Below are 19,833 nucleotides of genomic sequence, written 5' to 3'. Positions count from 1 at the left end.
AATGAAAAGCGAAAAACCTCTAATATTAGTTACCAACGATGATGGTATTTTGGCTCCCGGAATCAGAGCGTTAATAAGCGTTATGGAAACTATTGGCGAAGTTGTCGTCGTAGCTCCGGACAAACCTCAAAGTGCAATGGGACATGCCATAACCATTAATAATACTTTGTTTTTGGACAAAATCTCAAAAGAAGATGACATTATAACCGAATATAGCTGCTCAGGAACTCCTGTAGATTGCGTCAAACTGGCCGTAAATGAAATCTTAAAACGCAAACCGGATCTGTGTGTTTCCGGAATCAATCACGGTTCAAACTCTTCTATAAATGTAATTTATTCAGGAACTATGAGCGCCGCTGTTGAAGCAGGAATTGAAGGAATTCAGGCAATTGGATTTTCATTATTAGACTTTGACTGGAATGCCGATTTTGAGCAAATAAAATCATTCGTAAAAAAAATTACTTTAGAAACTTTAGCCAATAAATTACCTGCAGGTGTCGTTTTAAATGTCAATTTCCCTAAATTAAAAGAAAACGAAATTAAAGGAATTAAAATTTGTCGTCAGGCGAAAGCTTATTATGCGCAGAAATTTGACAAACGACAAACTCCTTTCGGGAAAGATTATTATTGGTTAACCGGAAAATTCACCAACGAAGATAAAGGTGAAGATACTGACGAATGGGCTTTAGAAAATGGATACATTTCTGTAGTTCCGGTACAATTTGACTTAACGGCACATCACTCTATACAACAACTTAATACTTGGAATTTAAATGAATAAAGCAGACCTTCTTATCGGATTTATGATCGGTATTTTTACTTCAATTCTTGGAAGTTATTTATTTATCACCTTTTTTACCACTTTTGATGTTTCAACAGGACTTGAAACCATAAGAAAACAAGGTTATCTGGGAAAAGTAATTACGCTGGGAACTATTTTAGATCTTGCTGTTTTTTTAATTCTTCTAAAAAGAAACAAAGAACTTATGGCAAGAGGCGTGGTTCTGGCAGTGATTGTTTTAGCAATTTCTACCTTATTTATTTAAATCTTATCTTTGCACTGCAAAAAAAATATTGTGTTTAAAAATCGAAAAACACTTTCAAAGAAATCTATATGAAGTATTACATAATAGCTGGCGAAGCCTCTGGAGATTTACACGGTTCAAATTTAATGAAGGCATTGTATGAAGAAGATCCTCAAGCAGAAATTAGATTCTGGGGTGGAGATTTAATGCAAAAAGCTGGCGGAACATTAGTAAAACACTATCGTGAATTGGCCTTTATGGGATTTGTTGAAGTTATTTTCAATTTGAAAACCATCTTAAATAATATAAAGATTTGCAAAAAAGACATCTCGGAATTCAAACCTGATGTTTTGATTTTCATCGATTATCCGGGCTTTAATATGCGTATTGCAAAATGGGCCAAAGAGTTAAATTATAAAACACATTATTATATTTCTCCTCAAATTTGGGCTTGGAAAGAAAACCGAATTAAAGCGATAAAACAAGATGTCGACAAGATGTTTGTGATTTTACCTTTTGAGAAAAGTTTTTATGAAGACAAACATCATTTTCCGGTAGATTTTGTTGGACATCCATTAATTGATGCCATTCAAAATCAGCCTGCATTTGACGAAAAGACTTTTAGAGAAGAACATAAATTGGGAGACAAACCAATTATTGCGGTTTTGCCAGGAAGCCGCCAACAAGAAATTACAAAAATGCTGAGCGTTATGCTAAGTGTTGTCGATGATTTTCAGGATTATGAGTTTGTGATTGCCGGCGCCCCAAGTCAGGATTATGAATTTTATCAGCAATTTATAAAAAACAAAAACATCGCATTTGTTTCGAATAAAACCTATGATTTACTTCGTTCGTCAACAGCGGCTTTGGTAACTTCAGGAACTGCAACTCTTGAAACGGCACTTTTTAAAGTTCCGGAAGTAGTTTGTTATAAAGGAAGTTCGATTTCGTACCAAATTGCAAAACGCATTATTACGCTAAAATACATCTCGCTTGTCAATTTAATAATGGATCAGGAAGTTGTAACCGAATTAATTCAAAGTGATTGCAATACTAAACGCATTAAAGAAGAGTTATATAAATTACTTGAACCTCAATATCGCGAAAAACTACTAAAGAATTATGATATTCTGGAGCAAAAATTAGGCGGAGTTGGTGCAAGTAAAAAAACGGCAAAACTTATTGTAGCTGATTTAAAACAGGCATAAAACCTTTTTGATTTGAAAAAAATACTCATTTTCCTTCTTCTGGCGATTGCTTTTACTTCTTGTAAATCGACATCAAATGCTGTAAGCAAAAATGAATCGAAAAAAGAAAATAGATATACCGTTAATAAATTAATCGATAAAGCGACTGATAATATTGGTGTTCGATATAAAGCCGGAGGAACCACAAAAAGCGGATTCGATTGTTCCGGATTGGTATATACTACATTTGAATCTGAAAATATAAAACTACCAAGAAGCTCTTTTGAGCAATCTAAAATAGGTACAATAATCAAATTTGATGATGCTCGAAAAGGCGATTTAATCTTCTTTAAAACAAACAAAAGCAAACAAATTAATCATGTTGGACTTATTGTTGAAGTAAATTCGAGCGAAATAAAATTTGTACATTCCTCAACATCCAAAGGAGTAATAATTTCGTCTACAAAAGAGGCATATTACGGAAATTCTTTTGCTCAAATTAACAGAGTAATCGAATAATTTGAAATATATAAAAATATATTCTTTTTCTTACAAAATTTTAATACTTTTAAACCATGAAAGTATTAGATTTTCCTTTGGCTAAAATTACAATTAGCTTTATTCTTGGCATTATTGTTTCTTACTACGCAAAACCTTCGATAACAACGGCAGGAATAATACTTATTTCAATCGCCACAATATTCTTCATTCTGTATTTCTTTATTGCTAAAAACAAAAAACTCAATATTCTTTTTGGAATAATTACTTCTATAGTTTCTTTTTTCATTGGTTTGATTACGCTGCAATTACAAACAGATTCTTATCAGGAATCGAATTACATACATGCTAAAACAGCATTTGAAAAACCCCAGTTTATAACTTTCACTTTACGTGAAAAACTAAAAAGCAACGACTTTAATGATCGTTATATTGGCATTATAAACCAAATTGAAAACAAAACTAATACAGGCAGAATAATTGTAAACATTCAAAAAGACAGTACAAAAAACAATGTTATTTTAGGAAATACAATTCGGGTAAAAACAATTCTACAAGGAAATACTTCAAGCAAAAATCCTAATCAATTCGATTATGCCAAGTATTTAGAAAACAAACAAATCTACGGACAGATTTATTGCCGAAAATCTGAAATCGCAATTGATAAAAATATAAAAAAGGACATTTGGTATTATTCCGGTCGTTTGCATTCCAGAATAATAAAAAATCTTGAAAAAGCGCATTTCAGCAAAGACGAAATGAACGTTGCACTTGCTTTGATTTTAGGGCAACAGCAAGAGATTTCATCAGAGATAATAAAAGATTACCAATATTCTGGCACAACGCATGTATTATCCGTTTCTGGATTACACGTTGGATTCATAATGCTGTTTATAAATTTTATTCTAAAACCAATTCCGAACAATCGAAAAGGTTCTTTTATAAAATTGATTTCCATTTTAGTATCATTGGCAATTTTCGCTATAATTTCAGGTTTATCTCCGCCCGTTTTACGCTCAGTTGTCATGTTTTCCTTTCTTGCGATAGGAAACCATTTGCGCAGAAGCGGAAACATCTACCATACTTTATTAGTTTCTATTTTATTGATACTATTATTTGAACCTTATTTTCTGTTTGATGTCGGTTTTCAATTAAGTTATTTAGCCCTGTTTTTCATTCTTTGGCTACAACCAATTTTAAAAAATCTGTGGACTCCAAAACACAAAATAACAATTTACATATGGAATGCTTTGACAGTTTCTTTCGCTGCACAAATAGGCACTTTACCAGTTTGCTTGTATTATTTTCATCAATTTCCAGGATTATTTTTTGTAACCAATATTATCATTCTTCCTGTACTATCATTTATAATGATTGCCGGAATTATAGTTATGATCATTGCCGTTTTTTATAGTCCACCAGTCATTTTTGTGGTTATTTTCGAAAAGAGCATTTATCTTCTAAATCTAATGATTCACTTTGTTGCAACATTTGAATCGTTTGTGATTCGGGATATAAGTTTCAATTTTTATTATCTGGTGACTATTTACCTATTGATAATTACAGGCACAATTTGGATGGCTAAGCCAAATTTCAATAAAACGATTTCACTTTTACTTAGTATAGTTATTGTTCAGATTTCTTTTATATATACTAAAAAAGAAACCGAAAGTCAGCAGGAATTAATCGTTTATCATACCAAGAAAAACACTTTAATATCTGAAAGGATTGGAAAAAATATAAACTTTATCACAAGCGATACTCTTGCCAAAAACAATGTTTCAACCTCTTATTTAGTCGGGAATTTTGGCGTTTTAAAAAGCACCCATAAAATTAAGAATACATTATTCTTTAACGGAAAAAAAATACTGGTTTTAGACAGCACAGGAATTTACGAGAACAAAATTCAGCCGGACATATTACTTCTTACTCAATCTCCAAAATTAAACTTAGATAGGCTTTTGAAGGATTTACGCCCGAAGGTAATAATTGCAGATGCTTCAAATTCTAATTCGATCGTTAAGAATTGGAAATTAACTTGCATCAAAAAAAATATCCCTTTTCACGCAACAAGTGAAAAGGGATATTATAAGTTAAACTAAAAATTTTATCTTATTCGCTGCTTGGATGCAAAATTGAATTTGAATCAGAAATCCATTTCTTCGCTCCGCCCATTTTATAGGCCAGAACTCCCATCTTACTAATTGTGGGTTTATTTTTCTTGATTGTGATCATCACAATACAAACCTGAGGAATTTCTTCAATACCTAAAGCATTTTTCATCATCAAATTTTTCTCTTTTTCTGCATCAGTAATTGTAGTATCAGACAAATCAAGTTTTAATAAGACAACATTATCACGGGACCATACTGCAAAGTCTGGTGTGTTAAAAACCTCGTTCTGTACTTTTTGTCCAGCAGTAGCCGCAGTAAAGAATATTAACAATGGTTTCTTTTGCGCATCACTCATTATAAAAGCATCACTCAAATCAGTATTCCAAACTAAATTTTGAGAATGCAGTAAAAATGAACCTAAAAAAAATAGTAGTGTAAGTAGTTTTCGGGTCATAATAGTATTTGGTTTTTCATTGGGGGGTTATAAAACCCAAATTAACACAAAAACGACCATTTAACAAACACTTCCCGTAGAAATACTTGGAAAAAGTTACATTATAATGAAATATACTATTTAAACGTTAAATTTTAAACAAAATGAAAATTTAACCCCGAAAAAAAATCAAAACCACCGATATCACGTACTCGTTTCCCAAAAAAACATCCCCTTTCATACCGCAGTTGAAAGGGGATTCTACAAATTAAACTAAGAAACTTAATTTAAATTTTATTTTACTCGCTTGGATGCAGAATTGCATTTGATTCCGCGATCCAGGCTTTAGCTCCACCGGGTTTATACGCAAGTTTCCCTAAGGCGCTAAAAGTTGTTTTGTTTTTTCGAATAGAAGCGCTTGCAAAACAAACTTCTGGTAAATCTTCGACACCAAAAGCGCTTTTTAATTTAAGATTTTGTTCTCTGTCTCCATCTGCAGTTGTAGAATCAGATAAATCAAGTTTTACCAAAATCACATTGTCACGTGACCAAACGGCAAAATCAGGAGTTTTAAAGATTTCGTTTTGAAGATTTTCCGGTACACCTGAGGCAGTGAATAAAATTAGCATTGGCTTTCTCTGTTCATTACTTATTGCAATAGCATCTGTCATGTTTGTTCTCCAAACTAAATTTTGCGAATGCAGAAAAAATGAACCTAAAAAAAACAGTAGGATAAGTAATTTTTTGGTCATAGTATAATTGGTTTTGGTTAGTATAGCATGACGAAATTAACATATTATTTTAATTTTCCAATTTTTATTAATACAAAAAATACATTATATGTTTTTTTAATTATAATAAAATAACAAAACCATAAAACCAATCAAAATAGTGAATACTTTTTCTTACTAAACAAAAAAAACTCCTTACAAATCTGTAAGGAGTTTTCATATTATTAAAATAGAATTTACTTTAATTAAGATTTTTTCGGATGCACAATTTCTTCTGCAACTGTCAACCAAGCAGATGGACCACCTGCAACATAACCGGTTTTACCTAAACCTTTAAAATTGACTTTTCCATCCTTTGATTCTGCACTTGTAAAATACACCGTTGGAAAACCCTGAATCCCAAAAGCTTGTTGCAATTCATTATTTTGGTTTTTAAGTTCCGGAGTCTGAGGCACAGCTCTAGGATAATCTAACTCAACTAAGACAACATTATCTGCAGCCCATTTTTTAAACTCAGGAGTTTTCAAAACTTCGTTCTGCAAACGAATACACCATCCACACCAATCACTTCCTGTAAAAAACATAAGCATTGGCTTTTGCGCTTTATTACTTACAGTAATTGCTTCCTTTACATCTGTATACCATTTTAGTTCTTGCGCTTGCGTTGCAAATGCACCAACAAAAAACAATGTTACTAGTATTATTTTTTTCATATCCTTATTATTTTCTGCAAATTTAAGCAAAAAAAGAGTCACTAAATGTCGTCTACTTTACTTCTTGCATTAATTTTCTAATAATTGGCGAAATCGCAATTAAAACAACTCCTGCTACAAGCGAATAAATTGCCAATTGATAATATCCTTCTGTATAAGACTGAAGCTTAGAAAGCAACGTATCTCCTGTATTTGATCTTGATATTTCGGCACCTAATTTTCCAGCAAATAATTGCCCAAAAGCACTCGCCAGGAACCATAACCCCATCATCATTCCGAATAATCTTTTTGGAGACAATTTCGTGATAATAGACATTCCGATTGGACCTAAACAAAGTTCTCCAATTGTTGTTACCAAATAAGCAAAAGTAAACACGTTTAAAGACGCAATACCTTCTGAATTTGCAAAAAACTTTGTTAGATAAAAGATATAGAATGAAGCTCCCAAAAATAAGAATCCAATTCCGAATTTAATCAAGGTGTTTGGTTCAATTCTTCTTTTCCCTAGCCAAATCCACAATAAACCAATTAGCGGACTTAAAGCCACTACAAAAAATGTATTCGAACTATTGTTTACAACATTGGGATCAATAGTAAAACCAAGTAATTTATTACTTAGATTATCTTTTGCAAAAAGCGATAACGAACCACCACTTTGCTCATAAATTGCATTAAACAACAAATAAAAGAATACGAACAAAAAGGCTGCAAAAAGCTTTTTCTGCATCTTTACATCGCCCAATTTTATCAATTCATAAGTAAAATACAAAACTGCAACTATTCCAATAGTGTACATGAAATAATCTGTGTAATCTGTATTTTTTACCATTATAAAAATAAATGGCAAACTTAATATTGAGATCGCATAGACAGCGATTTCACGCATTCTCCTTTTACTTGGCGCTAAATCCAATAACGGAGAATCTCCAATTGGACCTAAATATTTTTTAGTAAACAAAAAGGTAACTAATCCTAAAAACATTACTACAGCTGCTGATAAAAAACACAATTGCCAAGAATAGTATTTTCCTAAATAAATACACAAAGCACCTCCAAGAAGTCCTCCAACATTTATTCCGGCATAAAACATTCCGTAACCAGCATCTCTTCTACCATCATCTTCATGATATAATTCTCCAACCATTGAAGAAACATTTGGCTTAAAAAAACCTGTGCCAATAATCGAGAAAGCAATACCGTAGTAAAACATTGTCTGAGGCGAAAAAGCAATCAAAAGATTTCCAAGAATCATTACAATTCCTCCAAAAAACAATGATTTTTTAAAGCCCAATACTTTATCAGCAAAAATACCACCGATAAAAGTAAAAGCATAAACAAAAGCCTGAATAGCTCCGTATTGCAAATTGGCATGTTCATCTTTTAATAAAAGCTGATCTACCATAAAAAAAGTAAGTACGCCACGCATTCCGTAGAAGCAAAAACGTTCCCACATTTCAACAAAAAACAAATACCACAATTGTTTTGGATAAGTGCCTTTAAAATTTTGAATTTCTTCTAATGTGATTTTGTTTTCCATGTTATCGTACTCCGTGCATCATTTTTTTCAAGAATGGAGTCAAAGCAAATAATATAATTGCCGCAAGACCTGTAAGAACAACAAAAACCATAAAGAATTCGTATAAGTTATGGATTATAAATCCTGCAAATTCCGGATAAGAAACCGTCACTACATTTTTTTCTTTAATTAAATCAAATTCTTTTGCTGTAAATGTTGTGTCTTTTGCTGTAAAAGTATTTTCATATTTCACATTAGTCTTAGCCGCCAATTCTTTTTGGCTTTTAATTTCAGCAATAGTTTCAATTTTCTTTTCTACATCTAAACCTAACTCTTTAGCTTTATCTTTATCAATTTTAGCAATTTGTAATTTTGCTAAAGCAAATAATTCTACTCCATTTGCAACAGTTTTATTTTCTAAAATTGATGCTAAATCTATATTTACTTTTTCTGCTGCTTTATATTTATCTCCTGTTGGAGGCAAAATTGACCCTAAAGTTCCACCCAAAGCATAACCTGAAGCATTTGATAAAAAGAACACTCCAAACAACAAAGAAGCAAAACGTTTTGGCGACAACTTACCAACAAGTGACAAACCAATTGGTGACAAACACAACTCAGCACAAGTGTTTAAGAAATATAATAAAATAAGCCATTTCACCATTAACAATCCAGAAGTTCCGATATAAGAAACCTGAGTAGCAATCATAAAGAAACTTACTGTAATCAAAACCAAACCTATGGCTAATTTTACAGGAGATATTGGCTCTTTACTTTTCGCTCTTAAAGAATCCCATAACACACTAAAAGGAACAGCCAAAACAACAACAAATAATCCATTAAAAATTTGAACCATTGATGGCGGCATATTCCAAATTCCAAAAAAGTTTCTATCTGTTTGATTATTTGCAATAAAAGTCAAAGAAGAACCAGCCTGCTCAAATGCAGCCCAAAAGAAAATAATAAAGAACGAAACAATATAGATTACAATAATTCTATCTCTTTCAACTTTAGTCAGCGAAGAATCAGAAATAATCAATCCTGCTAAAGCTAATCCGCTTGAATAAATTAGAGTGTAAATTAAATTCTGACCTACAACGTAATGAAAAAAGAATCCTAAAGCTACAAACGCAATCCCGGCACCTATCAAAGCTTGAGTAGAGAAATTAGCTTGTTGAGCTTCTCCTTCTTCAAAATCAGAAGCAATATTTTTAGATGGCAAACCTCCTAATGGCCTTCCTTCCGGAGACACTACATATTTATTTTTTAAAACATAAAAAAGAATAGTTCCCAAAAGCATTGCTATCGAAGCAGCTAGGAATCCCCATTTAAAAGCATGAATATCTCTAACACCACCTCTATCAACAACATCTCCTAAAAGTGGACAAATAGATTGACCTAAAAAAGCGCCAATATTAATTCCCATATAAAAGATCGTAAAAGCAGTATCTAATTTTGTTTTTTCTTGTTTTGGATACAAACTCCCAACCATACTAGAAATATTTGGTTTAAAGAATCCGTTACCAAAAACGATAACTCCTAAACCGCAATACATAATAGTTTTAGCCAAACCTAAATTAGCATCAAATACAGTTCCGCTGGTAAACAACAACATTTGACCAATCGCCATTAATAATCCACCTAAAAGAATACAATTTCTGTTACCTAAAAAACGATCGGCTACAAAACCACCTAACATTGGTGTTAAATAACAAAGTCCAAGAAAACCTCCATAAATAAGAGAAGCTTCTTCTTCTTTCATCAATAATGAGTTCACAAGAAATAATGTCAATAAAGCTCGCATTCCATAGAAATTGAATCGCTCCCACATCTCCGTTCCAAATAATACCCAAAGTCCTTTTGGATGCGCAGTTTTTACTTGAGTTTCTCCCATATTATTCATTATTTATTTACTGTTAATTATGTTTAAATTATAAATTTTCTTTGATAAAGTTAGTCATTTTATTATAAAGCTGAATTCTCGTTTTTCCGCCAAAAATCCCGTGATTTTTATCTGGATATATCTGAGAATCAAATTGTTTGTTTGCCTGAATCAAAGCTTCCATCATTTGCATTGAGTTTTGCACATGAACGTTGTCATCACCTGAACCGTGAATCAATAAAAATTTACCTTTTAATTTATCAACGTGATTTATTGGGGAATTTTGGTCATATCCACTAGCATTTTCTTGCGGAGTCTGCATGTATCTTTCTGTGTAAACAGAATCATAAAAACGCCAGTTTGTTACCGGAGCAACAGCAATTGCCATTTTGAAAACATCGTTTCCTTGAAAAATACAGTTTGAAGCCATGAATCCACCATAACTCCATCCGAAGATTCCAATTCTTGAAGCATCAACATAAGGATAAGCTCCAATTACTTTTGCAGCATCAATCTGATCTTCTACTTCGAATTTACCTAATTCTTTTTGAGTTACCTTTTTGAAATCAGCACCTTTAAAACCAGTTCCTCTACCATCAACGCAAGCCACAATATAACCTTGTTGTGTTAGTGAAGCAAACCAATAATCATCAGTATTATTCCAATCGTTATTTACTTGTTGAGATCCAGGACCAGAATATTGGTACATGAAAACAGGATATTTTTTTGAAGGATCAAAATCTTTTGGTTTCAAAATCCACGCATTAAGTTCGTTTCCTTTAGCAGTTTTTAAAACAAAAAATTCTTTAGTTGGTAAGTTATATGCTTTTAATCTATCAGAAAGAGCCTGATTGTTTTCGATAACCTGAACTTCTTTTCCAGTTTTTGCTTCGTTCAATGTATAAGTTGTAGGTTGAGAAGCACTTGAGAATGTATTAATAAAAAATTGGAAATTCGGGCTAAAAGTCGCCGCACTTGTTCCAACTTTAGAAGTTAAACGTACTTTACTTTTTCCGTCTAAACCAATTCTGTAAATATCTCTATTGATAGAACCATTTTCTGTAGATTGGTAGAAAATAGTTTTTGTTTTTTCGTCAAAACCGTAGTAATTCACTACTTCCCAGTTACCTTTAGTAACTTGATTTTTAAGTTTTCCGGCTTTATCATAAACATAAATATGATTAAAACCATCTTTTTCGCTAGTCCAGATAAAACTGTTATCTTTTAAGAAAGTCAAGTTATCTGTAACATCAACATATGCTTTGTCTTTTTCATTCAAAACCACTTTTGCAGCAGCTGTAGTTCCATCAACAAAAAGCAAATCAAGATTATCCTGATGACGGTTTAAAACCTGAGCCGATAATACATTACTATCATTTGTCCATTTTAATCTTGCAATATAAAAGTCGTTATAATTTCCTAAATCAACTTTTTTAGTAGCATTTGCAGCGGCGTCATATATATGTAACGAAACCACTGAATTTTTTTCTCCTGCTTTAGGATATTTAAACGTTTCAATTGTTGGATATAAATCTTTATGAAACATTGACATTGAAAATTCCGGAACGGCACTTTCGTCAAAACGAATATAAGCTAATTTTTTACTGTCTTTACTCCAGTCAAAAGCCTTAACAAAAGCAAACTCTTCTTCATAAACCCAATCCGTAATACCATTGATGATTGCGTTTTTCTTTCCATCTGTAGTAACAGCAGTCGATTTTTTTGAAGCTACATCATATACATAAAGGTTATTTTCTTTAGCATAAGCGATTTTAGTTCCATCAGGCGAGAAAGTTGGTTCCTGAATCTGAAAATCGAAAAGTTTTGTTAGTGATTTTGATGTGATATCGTATAAATAATAATCAGCAGTAAAAGAGTGACGGAAGATTTTATTAGAATTACAAGCAATTAAAATCTTTTTTTCAGAAGCATCAAAAATATAACTGTTAATTCCGCTTGCTAATTCCTTATGATTTTTTGTATCGATTAGATTAGATACCTTTTTTAACGTTGCAAAATCGTACAAATCTATTTGCATACTTCTGCTGGCGTTGTCCACATTCAATACAGTATATTGGTCTGTATTTTTCAAAGATTGCAATTCATCCATTCCTTTGGCCCGAAAAGCTCCACCATAAATATTCTCAACTGTAATTTTTTGTTGCCCAAAAACAGTAGCAACTAATAACAAAAGTATAACCGTAATTTTACTTGTATTCATTTGAATTATTTTAAATATAAAAAAGAGCCCAATTTTAGTAAAAAAAATAAACATAATACACATTTTAAGTGTTAAATGTTAAAAAAAATAACGTTTGCGTACTTTCTAAATTTAAATAGATTTTAAACAAAACTCTTAAATTGGTATCTTTGTCGCAACAATATTATTTAATACACTGAGAATGAACAACGCAGTTGCCGGATTTTCGAAATTATCCAAAAAAGAAAAAATAAACTGGATCGCCAATACCTACTTCACAGAGCCCCAAGAAGCCTTAAATATTATAAGAAATTACTGGAATTCAGACGAAAAGCTGCAACAATTGCATGACGAATTCATCGAAAACACAATAACCAATCTATACATTCCGTTAGGAGTCGCTCCAAATTTTTTAATAAACAATAAATACAAAACAATCCCAATGGCAATTGAGGAAAGTTCCGTAGTTGCAGCCGCCTCAAAAGCAGCCAAATATTGGGCAACCCGCGGAGGTTTTAAAGCCACTGTAATTGATACCGAAAAAATTGGACAAGTACATTTTACTTTCAATGGAGATGCACAAAAACTACAATCCTTTTTTGATCAAATCAAACCAAAATTCTTTTCTGAAACACAAAGCATCACTAAAAACATGCAACAACGTGGCGGCGGAATTTTAGATATAAAACTAAAAGACAAAAGAAGTTTACTTGAAAACTACTTTCAGCTTCACGCTACTTTTGAGACCAAAGATAGCATGGGCGCAAATTTCATAAACTCTTGTTTAGAGCAATTTGCTACTACATTAAAAGACGAATTTCAAAATTCAGATTTATTTTCGAACAATGAAACGCTGGAAGTAATTATGAGTATTTTGTCTAATTATGTTCCAAATTGTCTTGTCAGAGCTGAAGTTTCTTGTCCAATTGAAGATTTAACCGAAAAACATATTCCGAATCCACAAGAATTTGCCGAACGTTTTGTTCAGGCAGTTCAAATTGCCGAAGTTGAGCCATTCAGAGCCGTTACGCACAATAAAGGAATTATGAACGGTGTCGATGCTGTAATTCTCGCAACCGGAAATGATTTTAGAGCTGTAGAAGCCGGAGTTCATGCATACGCTTCAAAAAACGGTCAATATTCAAGTTTATCACACGCTAAAATTGAAAACGGAATCTTCACTTTTTGGTTAGAAATTCCATTAGCAATCGGAACCGTTGGCGGCTTAACTTCTTTACATCCGTTAGTAAAATTAAGTTTAGAAATACTTGAAAAACCATCTGCAAAAGAATTAATGGAAATTGTCGCAGTTGCAGGTTTGGCACAAAATTTTGCAGCATTACGCTCATTAACCACAACCGGAATTCAGGAAGGACACATGAAAATGCACTTAAACAACATCATCAACCAATTTGAAGCCACAGATGAAGAACGTCATTTAATCAAAACTCATTTTAAGAAAAATGCCGTTTCACACAGTGCCGTTGTCGAATTTATTGAAAATATAAGAAAACAAAGTAAATAAAAATTCCAAATATTACAGCCTCCTAATAAAATTCCAAACCCCAACGTTAATTGGAATTTATTTTAAAAATACAGAATGAAAACAACCTTTTACAGTAACGGAAAACTCCTAATTACAGGTGAATATTTAGTTTTAGATGGCGCCAAAGCTTTTGCGTTACCCACAAAATTTGGACAGAATTTAATTGTAGAAAATGGTTCAAATAAAGAAATTGAATGGCAAAGCTATGATTTTGATGAAAATCTTTGGTTTCAAAACACTATTTCATTCTCTGAAATTATAGCCAATATTCCAGTCCAAATCGAAACAGTTAAAAGTACTTTAGTAAACATTTTGCACGAAGCATATCTTTTAAATCCTGATTTTATCAATAATGCAGAAGGTTATAAAATAAGCACGCAACTTACATTTCCAAAAAACTGGGGATTAGGCACATCATCAACCTTATTGAACAACATTGCTCAATGGACTAAAATTGACGCTTTTACGCTTCTTAAAAACAGTTTCGGAGGCAGCGGTTACGATATTGCCTGCGCTCAAAATAATACGCCAATTATATATCGTCTGGATCAACAAAATTTACCAACCGTAGAAACAATTAATTTTAGTCCCGATTTTACTAAAAATATTCATTTCGTTTACCTCAATAAAAAACAAAATAGTAAAGCAGCAATAAACGCTTATTACAATAACAAGAATCAAAATCTGGCGCACAACATTATCGACAATGATAAAATAACGGAAGCTGTTCTAAAGGCAGAAAACTTAAAAGAATTTGCCTTTGCTTTAGAAAAACACGAAATTCATTTAAGCAATATATTAGAACTGGAAACGATCAAAGAAATTGCCTTTCCTGATTTTTCCGGAGTAGTAAAAAGTCTTGGTGCCTGGGGCGGAGATTTTGTTATGGTTGTTTCAAAAGAAAATCCAACTGAATATTTCACTTCAAAAGGATACGAGACAATCCTGACTTATGATGAAATGATTCTACAGAATTAAATCATCAATACAACCTGACATAAAACAAAAAAAGTGAACTAATAGTTCACTTTTTTTGTTTTTATATGCTTCGTTTCAAGCCTTCTCACCTTTTGGGTTTCAAGCTCATTGGTTTCGATAAGTGTATTATGTAAACGCTCAGCCATTTTTTCTATACTATTATTGATAGAATCATAAACGACTTCCATCCTTCGATGTTTTTCTTCTTTTATAGCTTTTAGAACATCTTCGACAAAAAGTTTTTCATATTTTTCAGCAACAGAATCACGAGTATTAGTCAACCTAATAACATAGTCATTACTTAATACGGTAACTTTAAAATGCTGTTCTTCATTACTTAAATAATACTTACCTCCCAATTCATCACAATTGATATCAGTATTATTTAGTTTTAAAAGTTCCGTAATTATCCCCAAAATATGATTCTCAATTTTGGTATACACCCTAGGTTTTCTTCTTAACAAATTAAACATAAAAAAATATAAAATTTTTGTTTATCCACAGTACTCGATTGTTATCTCCGTTAATTATAATTTAGCTAATACCTTAGGGGCGGAAGTTACTTCGTTAAATCGCAGCAAATTAACTGTAATAATTTTAATATCACAAATTTTTAAAATTTTATTTCTATTATTCCTATATACATTAAGAAAAGCGGCTAATAAATACTACAAAAAACACAATACAGCGCAAAGAAAAACCCGAAATATTCAAATGAATATTTCGGGTTTTTTTATTTTGATTATTTAATTACTAAATACTAGTAGTTAAATTGTAATCTGTTATCTTCAATTTTAGCGTTAGCTTTCAATGCTGGCAAAATTCTGCTTGCATCAGATGCGCTTTGAGCTTTAACTTTAGCTACATATTCTGCATGATTAGCAGCAGCTGGAGCTTTAACAGTACTGATGTTTTTTACAACATAAACTCCAGTGTTTCCTTCAATTGGAGCAGAGATTTTGTTTGCAGACAAAGCAAATGCATTACCAACAACTCTTGGCTCTTGTCCAACTCCACCAGGTAATACCGGGTTATCCATAGTTACGTCAGCAGCTTGTTGAACAGCTACACCAGCACTTTTAGCAATAGCTTCAAGGCTAGATCCTGTCATTTTAGCTTTTAACATTTCAGCTTTTTTCTTGTTTTTCAAGATTGGCTCAACATAAGGTCTAGCTAAAGTAACAGATACTAAACCTGATTTGTTTTCGCTTTTGTATTGTGCAATTACGTGCCCAATATTAGCAATTTCAAAACGTTTTACATCTCCTTTGCTTGTTTCTTTGTCATATGCCCATCTGATGATGTTACGTTGGTTTCCTAATGGACCAAATTGCTCATCTAAAGCTTTTGCAGTTACCGGAGCAGCAACTTTTAAACCTAATTCTTTTGCCGTAGTATTGAAATCTTTATTAGCAGCGTCCATTTCGAATTTAGTTGCCAATGTAAATACTTTATCAGAAGTAGCTTCAGATGGCTCAATTTTTTGAGCAATTGTAGCTAAACGAATTCCGTCTTGTTTATCTGTAATTTTGATAATGTGAAATCCGAAAGGAGTTTCAACTAAACCAATTTTTCCAATTCCGTTATTGAATACAAAATCATTGAATGGTTTCACCATTTGATTTGGACCAAAATATCCTAAATCTCCACCTTGTTGAGCAGATGAGTCATCAGAACTTGTAAATGCCAACATCATGAAACTATCAGGATTAGCCTGAACTTGTGCTAAAATTTCTTCAGCTTTAGCTTTAGCTTCTTCTTTAGTTCTTTTTTCTTTAGCATTTGGAGTTTGAGATCCTTCATAAGCAATTAAGATATGACTTGCTTTTGCGTTAACACCAGCTTTAAATCCTAAAGATTTAGAGATAGCATAATATTTTCCGTATACATAAGGACCATAAATTGCTCCTGCAGGTAAACTAAATAATTTATCAGCATCGATAGCTGGCAAAGCATTCTTAGGAACGTATGTAGAATCGTAAGGAACGTCAGAATTTGAGTTTACGAATTCAGCAATGTTTGTTGCACTTCTAAAACCAGGTAACGTATCGTTTTTACCAGTTTTTGTATTGTACTCAACTCTACCGTTTAATAATGCAGTGATTTTAGCTTTAATTTCAGCTTCGTCTTCTTTTGAAGCTTTGTCTTCTACTAAAACGTATTGAATTTCACGAGTTTCATCAGCTTTGAATTTTTTCTCGTTTTTCTTCATATAAGCAACGATCTCATCATCAGAAATTTTAACATCGCTATCTTTAATAGAAGAATATAATGCAGCAGCATAAGCAAAGTTTACTTTGTTAGCTTCCATTTCATATTTCAACTTTCCTTCGCTAACAGTTGTATAAAGTCCAGCTTTTACAAGTGTGCTGTAGATTTGATATTTTGCGTTCAATTCAGCATCATTCTCTTTTTGAGAAAGATATTGAGCTGCTTCAGGATTTGTTTTGAAGTACTCTTTAAATTTAGCTACATCAAATAATCCAGCTGCATTTAAGAACATTGGGTTTTTACCAATATTCGGATCTGCTTTTAAAACTTCAAGTAAGTGTTTTTCACCAACTCTTAATCCCAATTTATCAAACTGAGCAGATAATAATGCGATTGAAACTTCTTGATCCCAAACTCTGTTTGCAGCTTCAGTGGAAGTAATTCCTTGACCACTTTTTTCAACATTACTAACTTTAACTCTAAAGTCTTCAAATGAAATATCTTTTCCATCGATGCTTCCTACATCTTTTGAACTTTGACCGAAACTTCCTCTAGTGAAAAGATCTTGTATTATAAATGCAAATAATGCAAGTGCAATAACTCCTATCAATAAAGCGGAACGCTGTCTAATTTTTGCTAAAACTGCCATTTTTATTATCGTTAATTTTATATTCAGTTTGCGAAAATACAATTATCTAGTTAATAACAATACAACTAGCGTTTTATTTTCAACAATTTTTTTTATTAATTTAAAAAATCAGTCTTTTATTGTCATTTTGACTAATTCAATTTTCTTATTTGTCGCCTCTTCAATCACGAAATAAAAGTTGTCAATCACGATTTCATCGCCCTTTTGAGGGATTTCTTTGGTATAATTCACAATAAAACCTCCCAAAGTCCCGTAAGAATCTTCTTCTGGAATCATTAACTTGTAAGTTTCATTTAAATACTCCACATCCAAGCGTGTCGAAAACAAATATTTTCCTTCGCCTAACTCTTCTTCAATCAACTCTTCTTCTTCTGAATCATGTTCGTCTTCGATTTCTCCAAAAAGTTCTTCTACGATATCTTCGATTGTAATAATTCCTGAAGTTCCTCCGTATTCATCTAGAACTACCGCAACGTTTTTTCTTTTTTTAATCAGCAAATTCAAAGCGTCTTTTATCAAAATTGTTTCCGGAACAAACTCAACGGTCATCAAAACGGATTTGATCGTTTTTGGCTTCTTAAACAAGTCAAAAGAATGCACATAACCCACAATATCATCCAGAGAGTTTTGACTGACTACAATTTTAGAATATCCAGTTTCAATAAATAATTCTTTAAGATCTGTTATACTGTCAAATAAATCTACATCTACAATTTCTGTACGCGGCGTCATAATATCGCGCGCTTTTACGCCTGAAAACTCTAAAGCATTTTGAAAAATCTGAATCTCAGAATCTACTTCTTCATCGTCTTCTACAGAATTCATTTGTTCTGTGATATAATTTCCGAGTTCTATTTTACTAAAATAAAGTTGCGTCTGATCTCCTTCTGTTTTAAAGAATTTCCTCAAAACAAAATCTGATATCCAAATAAAGAAAGTCGAAATGTAATAGAACAATCGATAAAACAAATACGCCGGAAGCGCAAAAGCTTTAATCAACGTATTGGCATAAATCTGAAAAAATACTTTCGGAAGAAATTCCGCAGTCATTAAAACTATAAAAGTCGAAGTTATTGTTTGAATCAACAAACTACTAAAATCAGAAAAATGAAATCCTAAACTTATGATGCATTTTAGAATTAAATCTCCCATAAAGAAACCGTAAACAACTAAAGCCACGTTATTACCAATTAACATTGCAGCGATAAACTTTGAAGGGTTTTCGGTAAGTTTGGTTAGAATCTGAGAAAGAAAATTATCTTGTTTTTTTTCAATTTCAAGATAAATCTTATTCGAGGAAATAAAAGCTATTTCCATTCCTGAAAAAAAGGCTGATAGTATTAAACATAGTATTATAATACTAATTTCCATTTTTACTGTTTTTTATAATGATCGTCAAATTTCTTTGCATATTTTCTTCTGAAGAAGAACATAAAAATGCTCACTGCAGCAATCCCAAAACTTAACCAATAACCATTTGCAGGATCATTTAATTTTGTGATTCCGTCATAAATAAACGCAGCTGCAATTATCAAATAAAGGTATTGTGTGTATTTTATTAAGCCCATAATATTTTTTTTATTCTTCTGATGATTCAATTTCACCACTTACTCGTTGCGAATTAATCACTTTAAAATCTTTACTAAAATCTATTCCTTGTCCGTATGAAACTCCTTTAGCATCTGTAAGCTTGAATTTTCTTTCGGTATAAAACCATTCGTTTTTCTGATCAAAATACAATTGCTCTGTTTCCAGCATCTGACCAGTTTCTGAGGTGATTTTCACTTTTCCCTGTAAATCTATTATACCTGTAGCCTTATATGAAACAGCATAATTAGATCTTATAAAGGTACGTTTTTGTTTTTTGTCGTATAAAGTAACATCCAATCCTTTAGGAAAATCTGTAAAAGGAAAATCCAGATTAGAATAATCCAGCATTTTTGGACTTACCAAAACACCGGTTATACGCCCAGAATCTGTATACTTAATATTAACGGTATCAGCATCACTGCCCGGAACGAATTCAGAGAAGTTAAATTTCTGAACATCCTTAAAGTTACTTTCGCATCCAAAAAACAGTGTCACAGCGAGAACTGTGACAGCATTTATAATATATCTCTTTGGTAAATTCATTTGCCAAATGTAGTAAA

The 19,833-nt window shown here is 32.2% G+C and carries 18 protein-coding genes; 7 read left to right on the top strand and 11 right to left on the bottom strand.

The annotated features are described in order from the left end of the window. The first annotated feature begins 1 nt into the window (after position 1). From surE to WN975_RS21605, 5 genes are all read left to right on the top strand, one after another. The gene (gene surE / locus WN975_RS21625; RefSeq protein WP_337968296.1) at positions 2 to 781 is read left to right on the top strand and encodes a 5'/3'-nucleotidase SurE; all 780 of its coding nucleotides are present in this window, start codon (positions 2 to 4) and stop codon (positions 779 to 781) included. After that, entirely contained in the window at positions 774 to 1,046 is a 273-nt protein-coding gene (locus tag WN975_RS21620) for a hypothetical protein (RefSeq protein WP_337968295.1), read from the top strand. The genes surE and WN975_RS21620 overlap by 8 nt, the downstream gene beginning before the upstream one ends. 68 nt (positions 1,047 to 1,114) lie before the next feature. Beyond that, positions 1,115 to 2,233, top strand: coding sequence for a lipid-A-disaccharide synthase (gene lpxB, locus WN975_RS21615; RefSeq protein ID WP_337968294.1), 1,119 nt, complete (start codon positions 1,115 to 1,117; stop codon positions 2,231 to 2,233). 12 nt (positions 2,234 to 2,245) lie between these two features. Beyond that, positions 2,246 to 2,731, top strand: a complete 486-nt coding sequence (locus WN975_RS21610; RefSeq protein ID WP_337968293.1) for a C40 family peptidase — start codon at positions 2,246 to 2,248, stop codon at positions 2,729 to 2,731. A gap of 56 nt (positions 2,732 to 2,787) precedes the next feature. Further along, a complete protein-coding gene (locus WN975_RS21605; protein ID WP_337968292.1) occupies positions 2,788 to 4,812 on the top strand; it encodes a ComEC/Rec2 family competence protein in 2,025 nt (674 codons plus the stop codon). Between the two features lie 10 nt (positions 4,813 to 4,822). Here WN975_RS21605 and WN975_RS21600 read toward each other — a convergent pair whose 3' ends face one another. The 6 genes from WN975_RS21600 to WN975_RS21575 all read right to left on the bottom strand — a co-directional run bounded on the left by WN975_RS21600 (position 4,823) and on the right by WN975_RS21575 (position 12,320). Next, positions 4,823 to 5,278 carry a thioredoxin family protein gene (locus tag WN975_RS21600; protein ID WP_337968291.1) on the bottom strand — a complete coding sequence of 152 codons (456 nt, stop codon included), beginning with the start codon at positions 5,276 to 5,278 and terminating at the stop codon, positions 4,823 to 4,825. A 278-nt stretch (positions 5,279 to 5,556) separates the two neighbouring features. Further along, positions 5,557 to 6,009: a hypothetical protein gene (locus WN975_RS21595; protein WP_099710527.1), complete on the bottom strand. Its 453-nt coding sequence runs from the start codon at positions 6,007 to 6,009 to the stop codon at positions 5,557 to 5,559. Between the two features lie 224 nt (positions 6,010 to 6,233). Continuing rightward, positions 6,234 to 6,701: a thioredoxin family protein gene (locus tag WN975_RS21590; RefSeq protein WP_337968290.1), complete on the bottom strand. Its 468-nt coding sequence runs from the start codon at positions 6,699 to 6,701 to the stop codon at positions 6,234 to 6,236. Between the two features lie 52 nt (positions 6,702 to 6,753). Next, complete coding sequence (locus tag WN975_RS21585; protein ID WP_337968289.1) at positions 6,754 to 8,238, bottom strand: peptide MFS transporter; 1,485 nt, start codon at positions 8,236 to 8,238, stop codon at positions 6,754 to 6,756. 1 nt (position 8,239) lies between these two features. After that, positions 8,240 to 10,111, bottom strand: a complete 1,872-nt coding sequence (locus WN975_RS21580; protein WP_337968288.1) for a peptide MFS transporter — start codon at positions 10,109 to 10,111, stop codon at positions 8,240 to 8,242. A gap of 37 nt (positions 10,112 to 10,148) precedes the next feature. Further along, complete coding sequence (locus WN975_RS21575; protein ID WP_337968287.1) at positions 10,149 to 12,320, bottom strand: DPP IV N-terminal domain-containing protein; 2,172 nt, start codon at positions 12,318 to 12,320, stop codon at positions 10,149 to 10,151. A 181-nt stretch (positions 12,321 to 12,501) separates the two neighbouring features. On the opposite strand from WN975_RS21575, the gene WN975_RS21570 reads away from it, so the two are divergent. After that, positions 12,502 to 13,824: a hydroxymethylglutaryl-CoA reductase, degradative gene (locus tag WN975_RS21570; RefSeq protein WP_337968286.1), complete on the top strand. Its 1,323-nt coding sequence runs from the start codon at positions 12,502 to 12,504 to the stop codon at positions 13,822 to 13,824. Positions 13,825 to 13,899: 75 nt separating this feature from the next. Continuing rightward, positions 13,900 to 14,823, top strand: a complete 924-nt coding sequence (locus WN975_RS21565) for a GYDIA family GHMP kinase (protein WP_337968285.1) — start codon at positions 13,900 to 13,902, stop codon at positions 14,821 to 14,823. A gap of 38 nt (positions 14,824 to 14,861) precedes the next feature. On the opposite strand, the gene WN975_RS21560 is transcribed toward WN975_RS21565, so the two are convergent. The 5 genes from WN975_RS21560 to lptC form a co-directional block, all read right to left on the bottom strand. Then, on the bottom strand, positions 14,862 to 15,296 hold the full coding sequence (locus WN975_RS21560; RefSeq protein WP_337968284.1) for a hypothetical protein: 435 nt from the start codon (positions 15,294 to 15,296) through the stop codon (positions 14,862 to 14,864). Positions 15,297 to 15,583: 287 nt separating this feature from the next. After that, a complete protein-coding gene (locus WN975_RS21555) occupies positions 15,584 to 17,683 on the bottom strand; it encodes a peptidylprolyl isomerase (protein WP_337968283.1) in 2,100 nt (699 codons plus the stop codon). Between the two features lie 108 nt (positions 17,684 to 17,791). After that, positions 17,792 to 19,054, bottom strand: coding sequence for a hemolysin family protein (locus WN975_RS21550; protein ID WP_337968282.1), 1,263 nt, complete (start codon positions 19,052 to 19,054; stop codon positions 17,792 to 17,794). 2 nt (positions 19,055 to 19,056) lie between these two features. Further along, positions 19,057 to 19,251 carry a hypothetical protein gene (locus WN975_RS21545; protein WP_337968281.1) on the bottom strand — a complete coding sequence of 65 codons (195 nt, stop codon included), beginning with the start codon at positions 19,249 to 19,251 and terminating at the stop codon, positions 19,057 to 19,059. 10 nt (positions 19,252 to 19,261) lie between these two features. Next, the gene (lptC, locus tag WN975_RS21540; protein WP_337968280.1) at positions 19,262 to 19,816 is read right to left on the bottom strand and encodes an LPS export ABC transporter periplasmic protein LptC; all 555 of its coding nucleotides are present in this window, start codon (positions 19,814 to 19,816) and stop codon (positions 19,262 to 19,264) included. Positions 19,817 to 19,833 lie beyond the last annotated feature (17 nt).

This window comes from uncultured Flavobacterium sp. (assembly GCF_951805225.1).
Taxonomy (GTDB): Bacteria; Bacteroidota; Bacteroidia; order Flavobacteriales; family Flavobacteriaceae; genus Flavobacterium.
The sequence above is the reverse complement of the archived record's forward strand: the minus strand, read 5'-3'. Positions and strand labels throughout refer to the sequence as shown.

Coding starts and splice junctions, on each gene's coding strand:
- surE (WP_337968296.1), top strand. CDS start 2: ATGAAAAGCGAAAAACCTCTAATATTAGTTACCAACGATGATGGTATT.
- WN975_RS21620 (WP_337968295.1), top strand. CDS start 774: ATGAATAAAGCAGACCTTCTTATCGGATTTATGATCGGTATTTTTACT.
- lpxB (WP_337968294.1), top strand. CDS start 1,115: ATGAAGTATTACATAATAGCTGGCGAAGCCTCTGGAGATTTACACGGT.
- WN975_RS21605 (WP_337968292.1), top strand. CDS start 2,788: ATGAAAGTATTAGATTTTCCTTTGGCTAAAATTACAATTAGCTTTATT.
- WN975_RS21600 (WP_337968291.1), bottom strand. CDS start 5,278: ATGACCCGAAAACTACTTACACTACTATTTTTTTTAGGTTCATTTTTA.
- WN975_RS21595 (WP_099710527.1), bottom strand. CDS start 6,009: ATGACCAAAAAATTACTTATCCTACTGTTTTTTTTAGGTTCATTTTTT.
- WN975_RS21590 (WP_337968290.1), bottom strand. CDS start 6,701: ATGAAAAAAATAATACTAGTAACATTGTTTTTTGTTGGTGCATTTGCA.
- WN975_RS21585 (WP_337968289.1), bottom strand. CDS start 8,238: ATGGAAAACAAAATCACATTAGAAGAAATTCAAAATTTTAAAGGCACT.
- WN975_RS21580 (WP_337968288.1), bottom strand. CDS start 10,111: ATGGGAGAAACTCAAGTAAAAACTGCGCATCCAAAAGGACTTTGGGTA.
- WN975_RS21575 (WP_337968287.1), bottom strand. CDS start 12,320: ATGAATACAAGTAAAATTACGGTTATACTTTTGTTATTAGTTGCTACT.
- WN975_RS21570 (WP_337968286.1), top strand. CDS start 12,502: ATGAACAACGCAGTTGCCGGATTTTCGAAATTATCCAAAAAAGAAAAA.
- WN975_RS21565 (WP_337968285.1), top strand. CDS start 13,900: ATGAAAACAACCTTTTACAGTAACGGAAAACTCCTAATTACAGGTGAA.
- WN975_RS21560 (WP_337968284.1), bottom strand. CDS start 15,296: ATGTTTAATTTGTTAAGAAGAAAACCTAGGGTGTATACCAAAATTGAG.
- WN975_RS21555 (WP_337968283.1), bottom strand. CDS start 17,683: ATGGCAGTTTTAGCAAAAATTAGACAGCGTTCCGCTTTATTGATAGGA.
- WN975_RS21550 (WP_337968282.1), bottom strand. CDS start 19,054: ATGGAAATTAGTATTATAATACTATGTTTAATACTATCAGCCTTTTTT.
- WN975_RS21545 (WP_337968281.1), bottom strand. CDS start 19,251: ATGGGCTTAATAAAATACACACAATACCTTTATTTGATAATTGCAGCT.
- lptC (WP_337968280.1), bottom strand. CDS start 19,816: ATGAATTTACCAAAGAGATATATTATAAATGCTGTCACAGTTCTCGCT.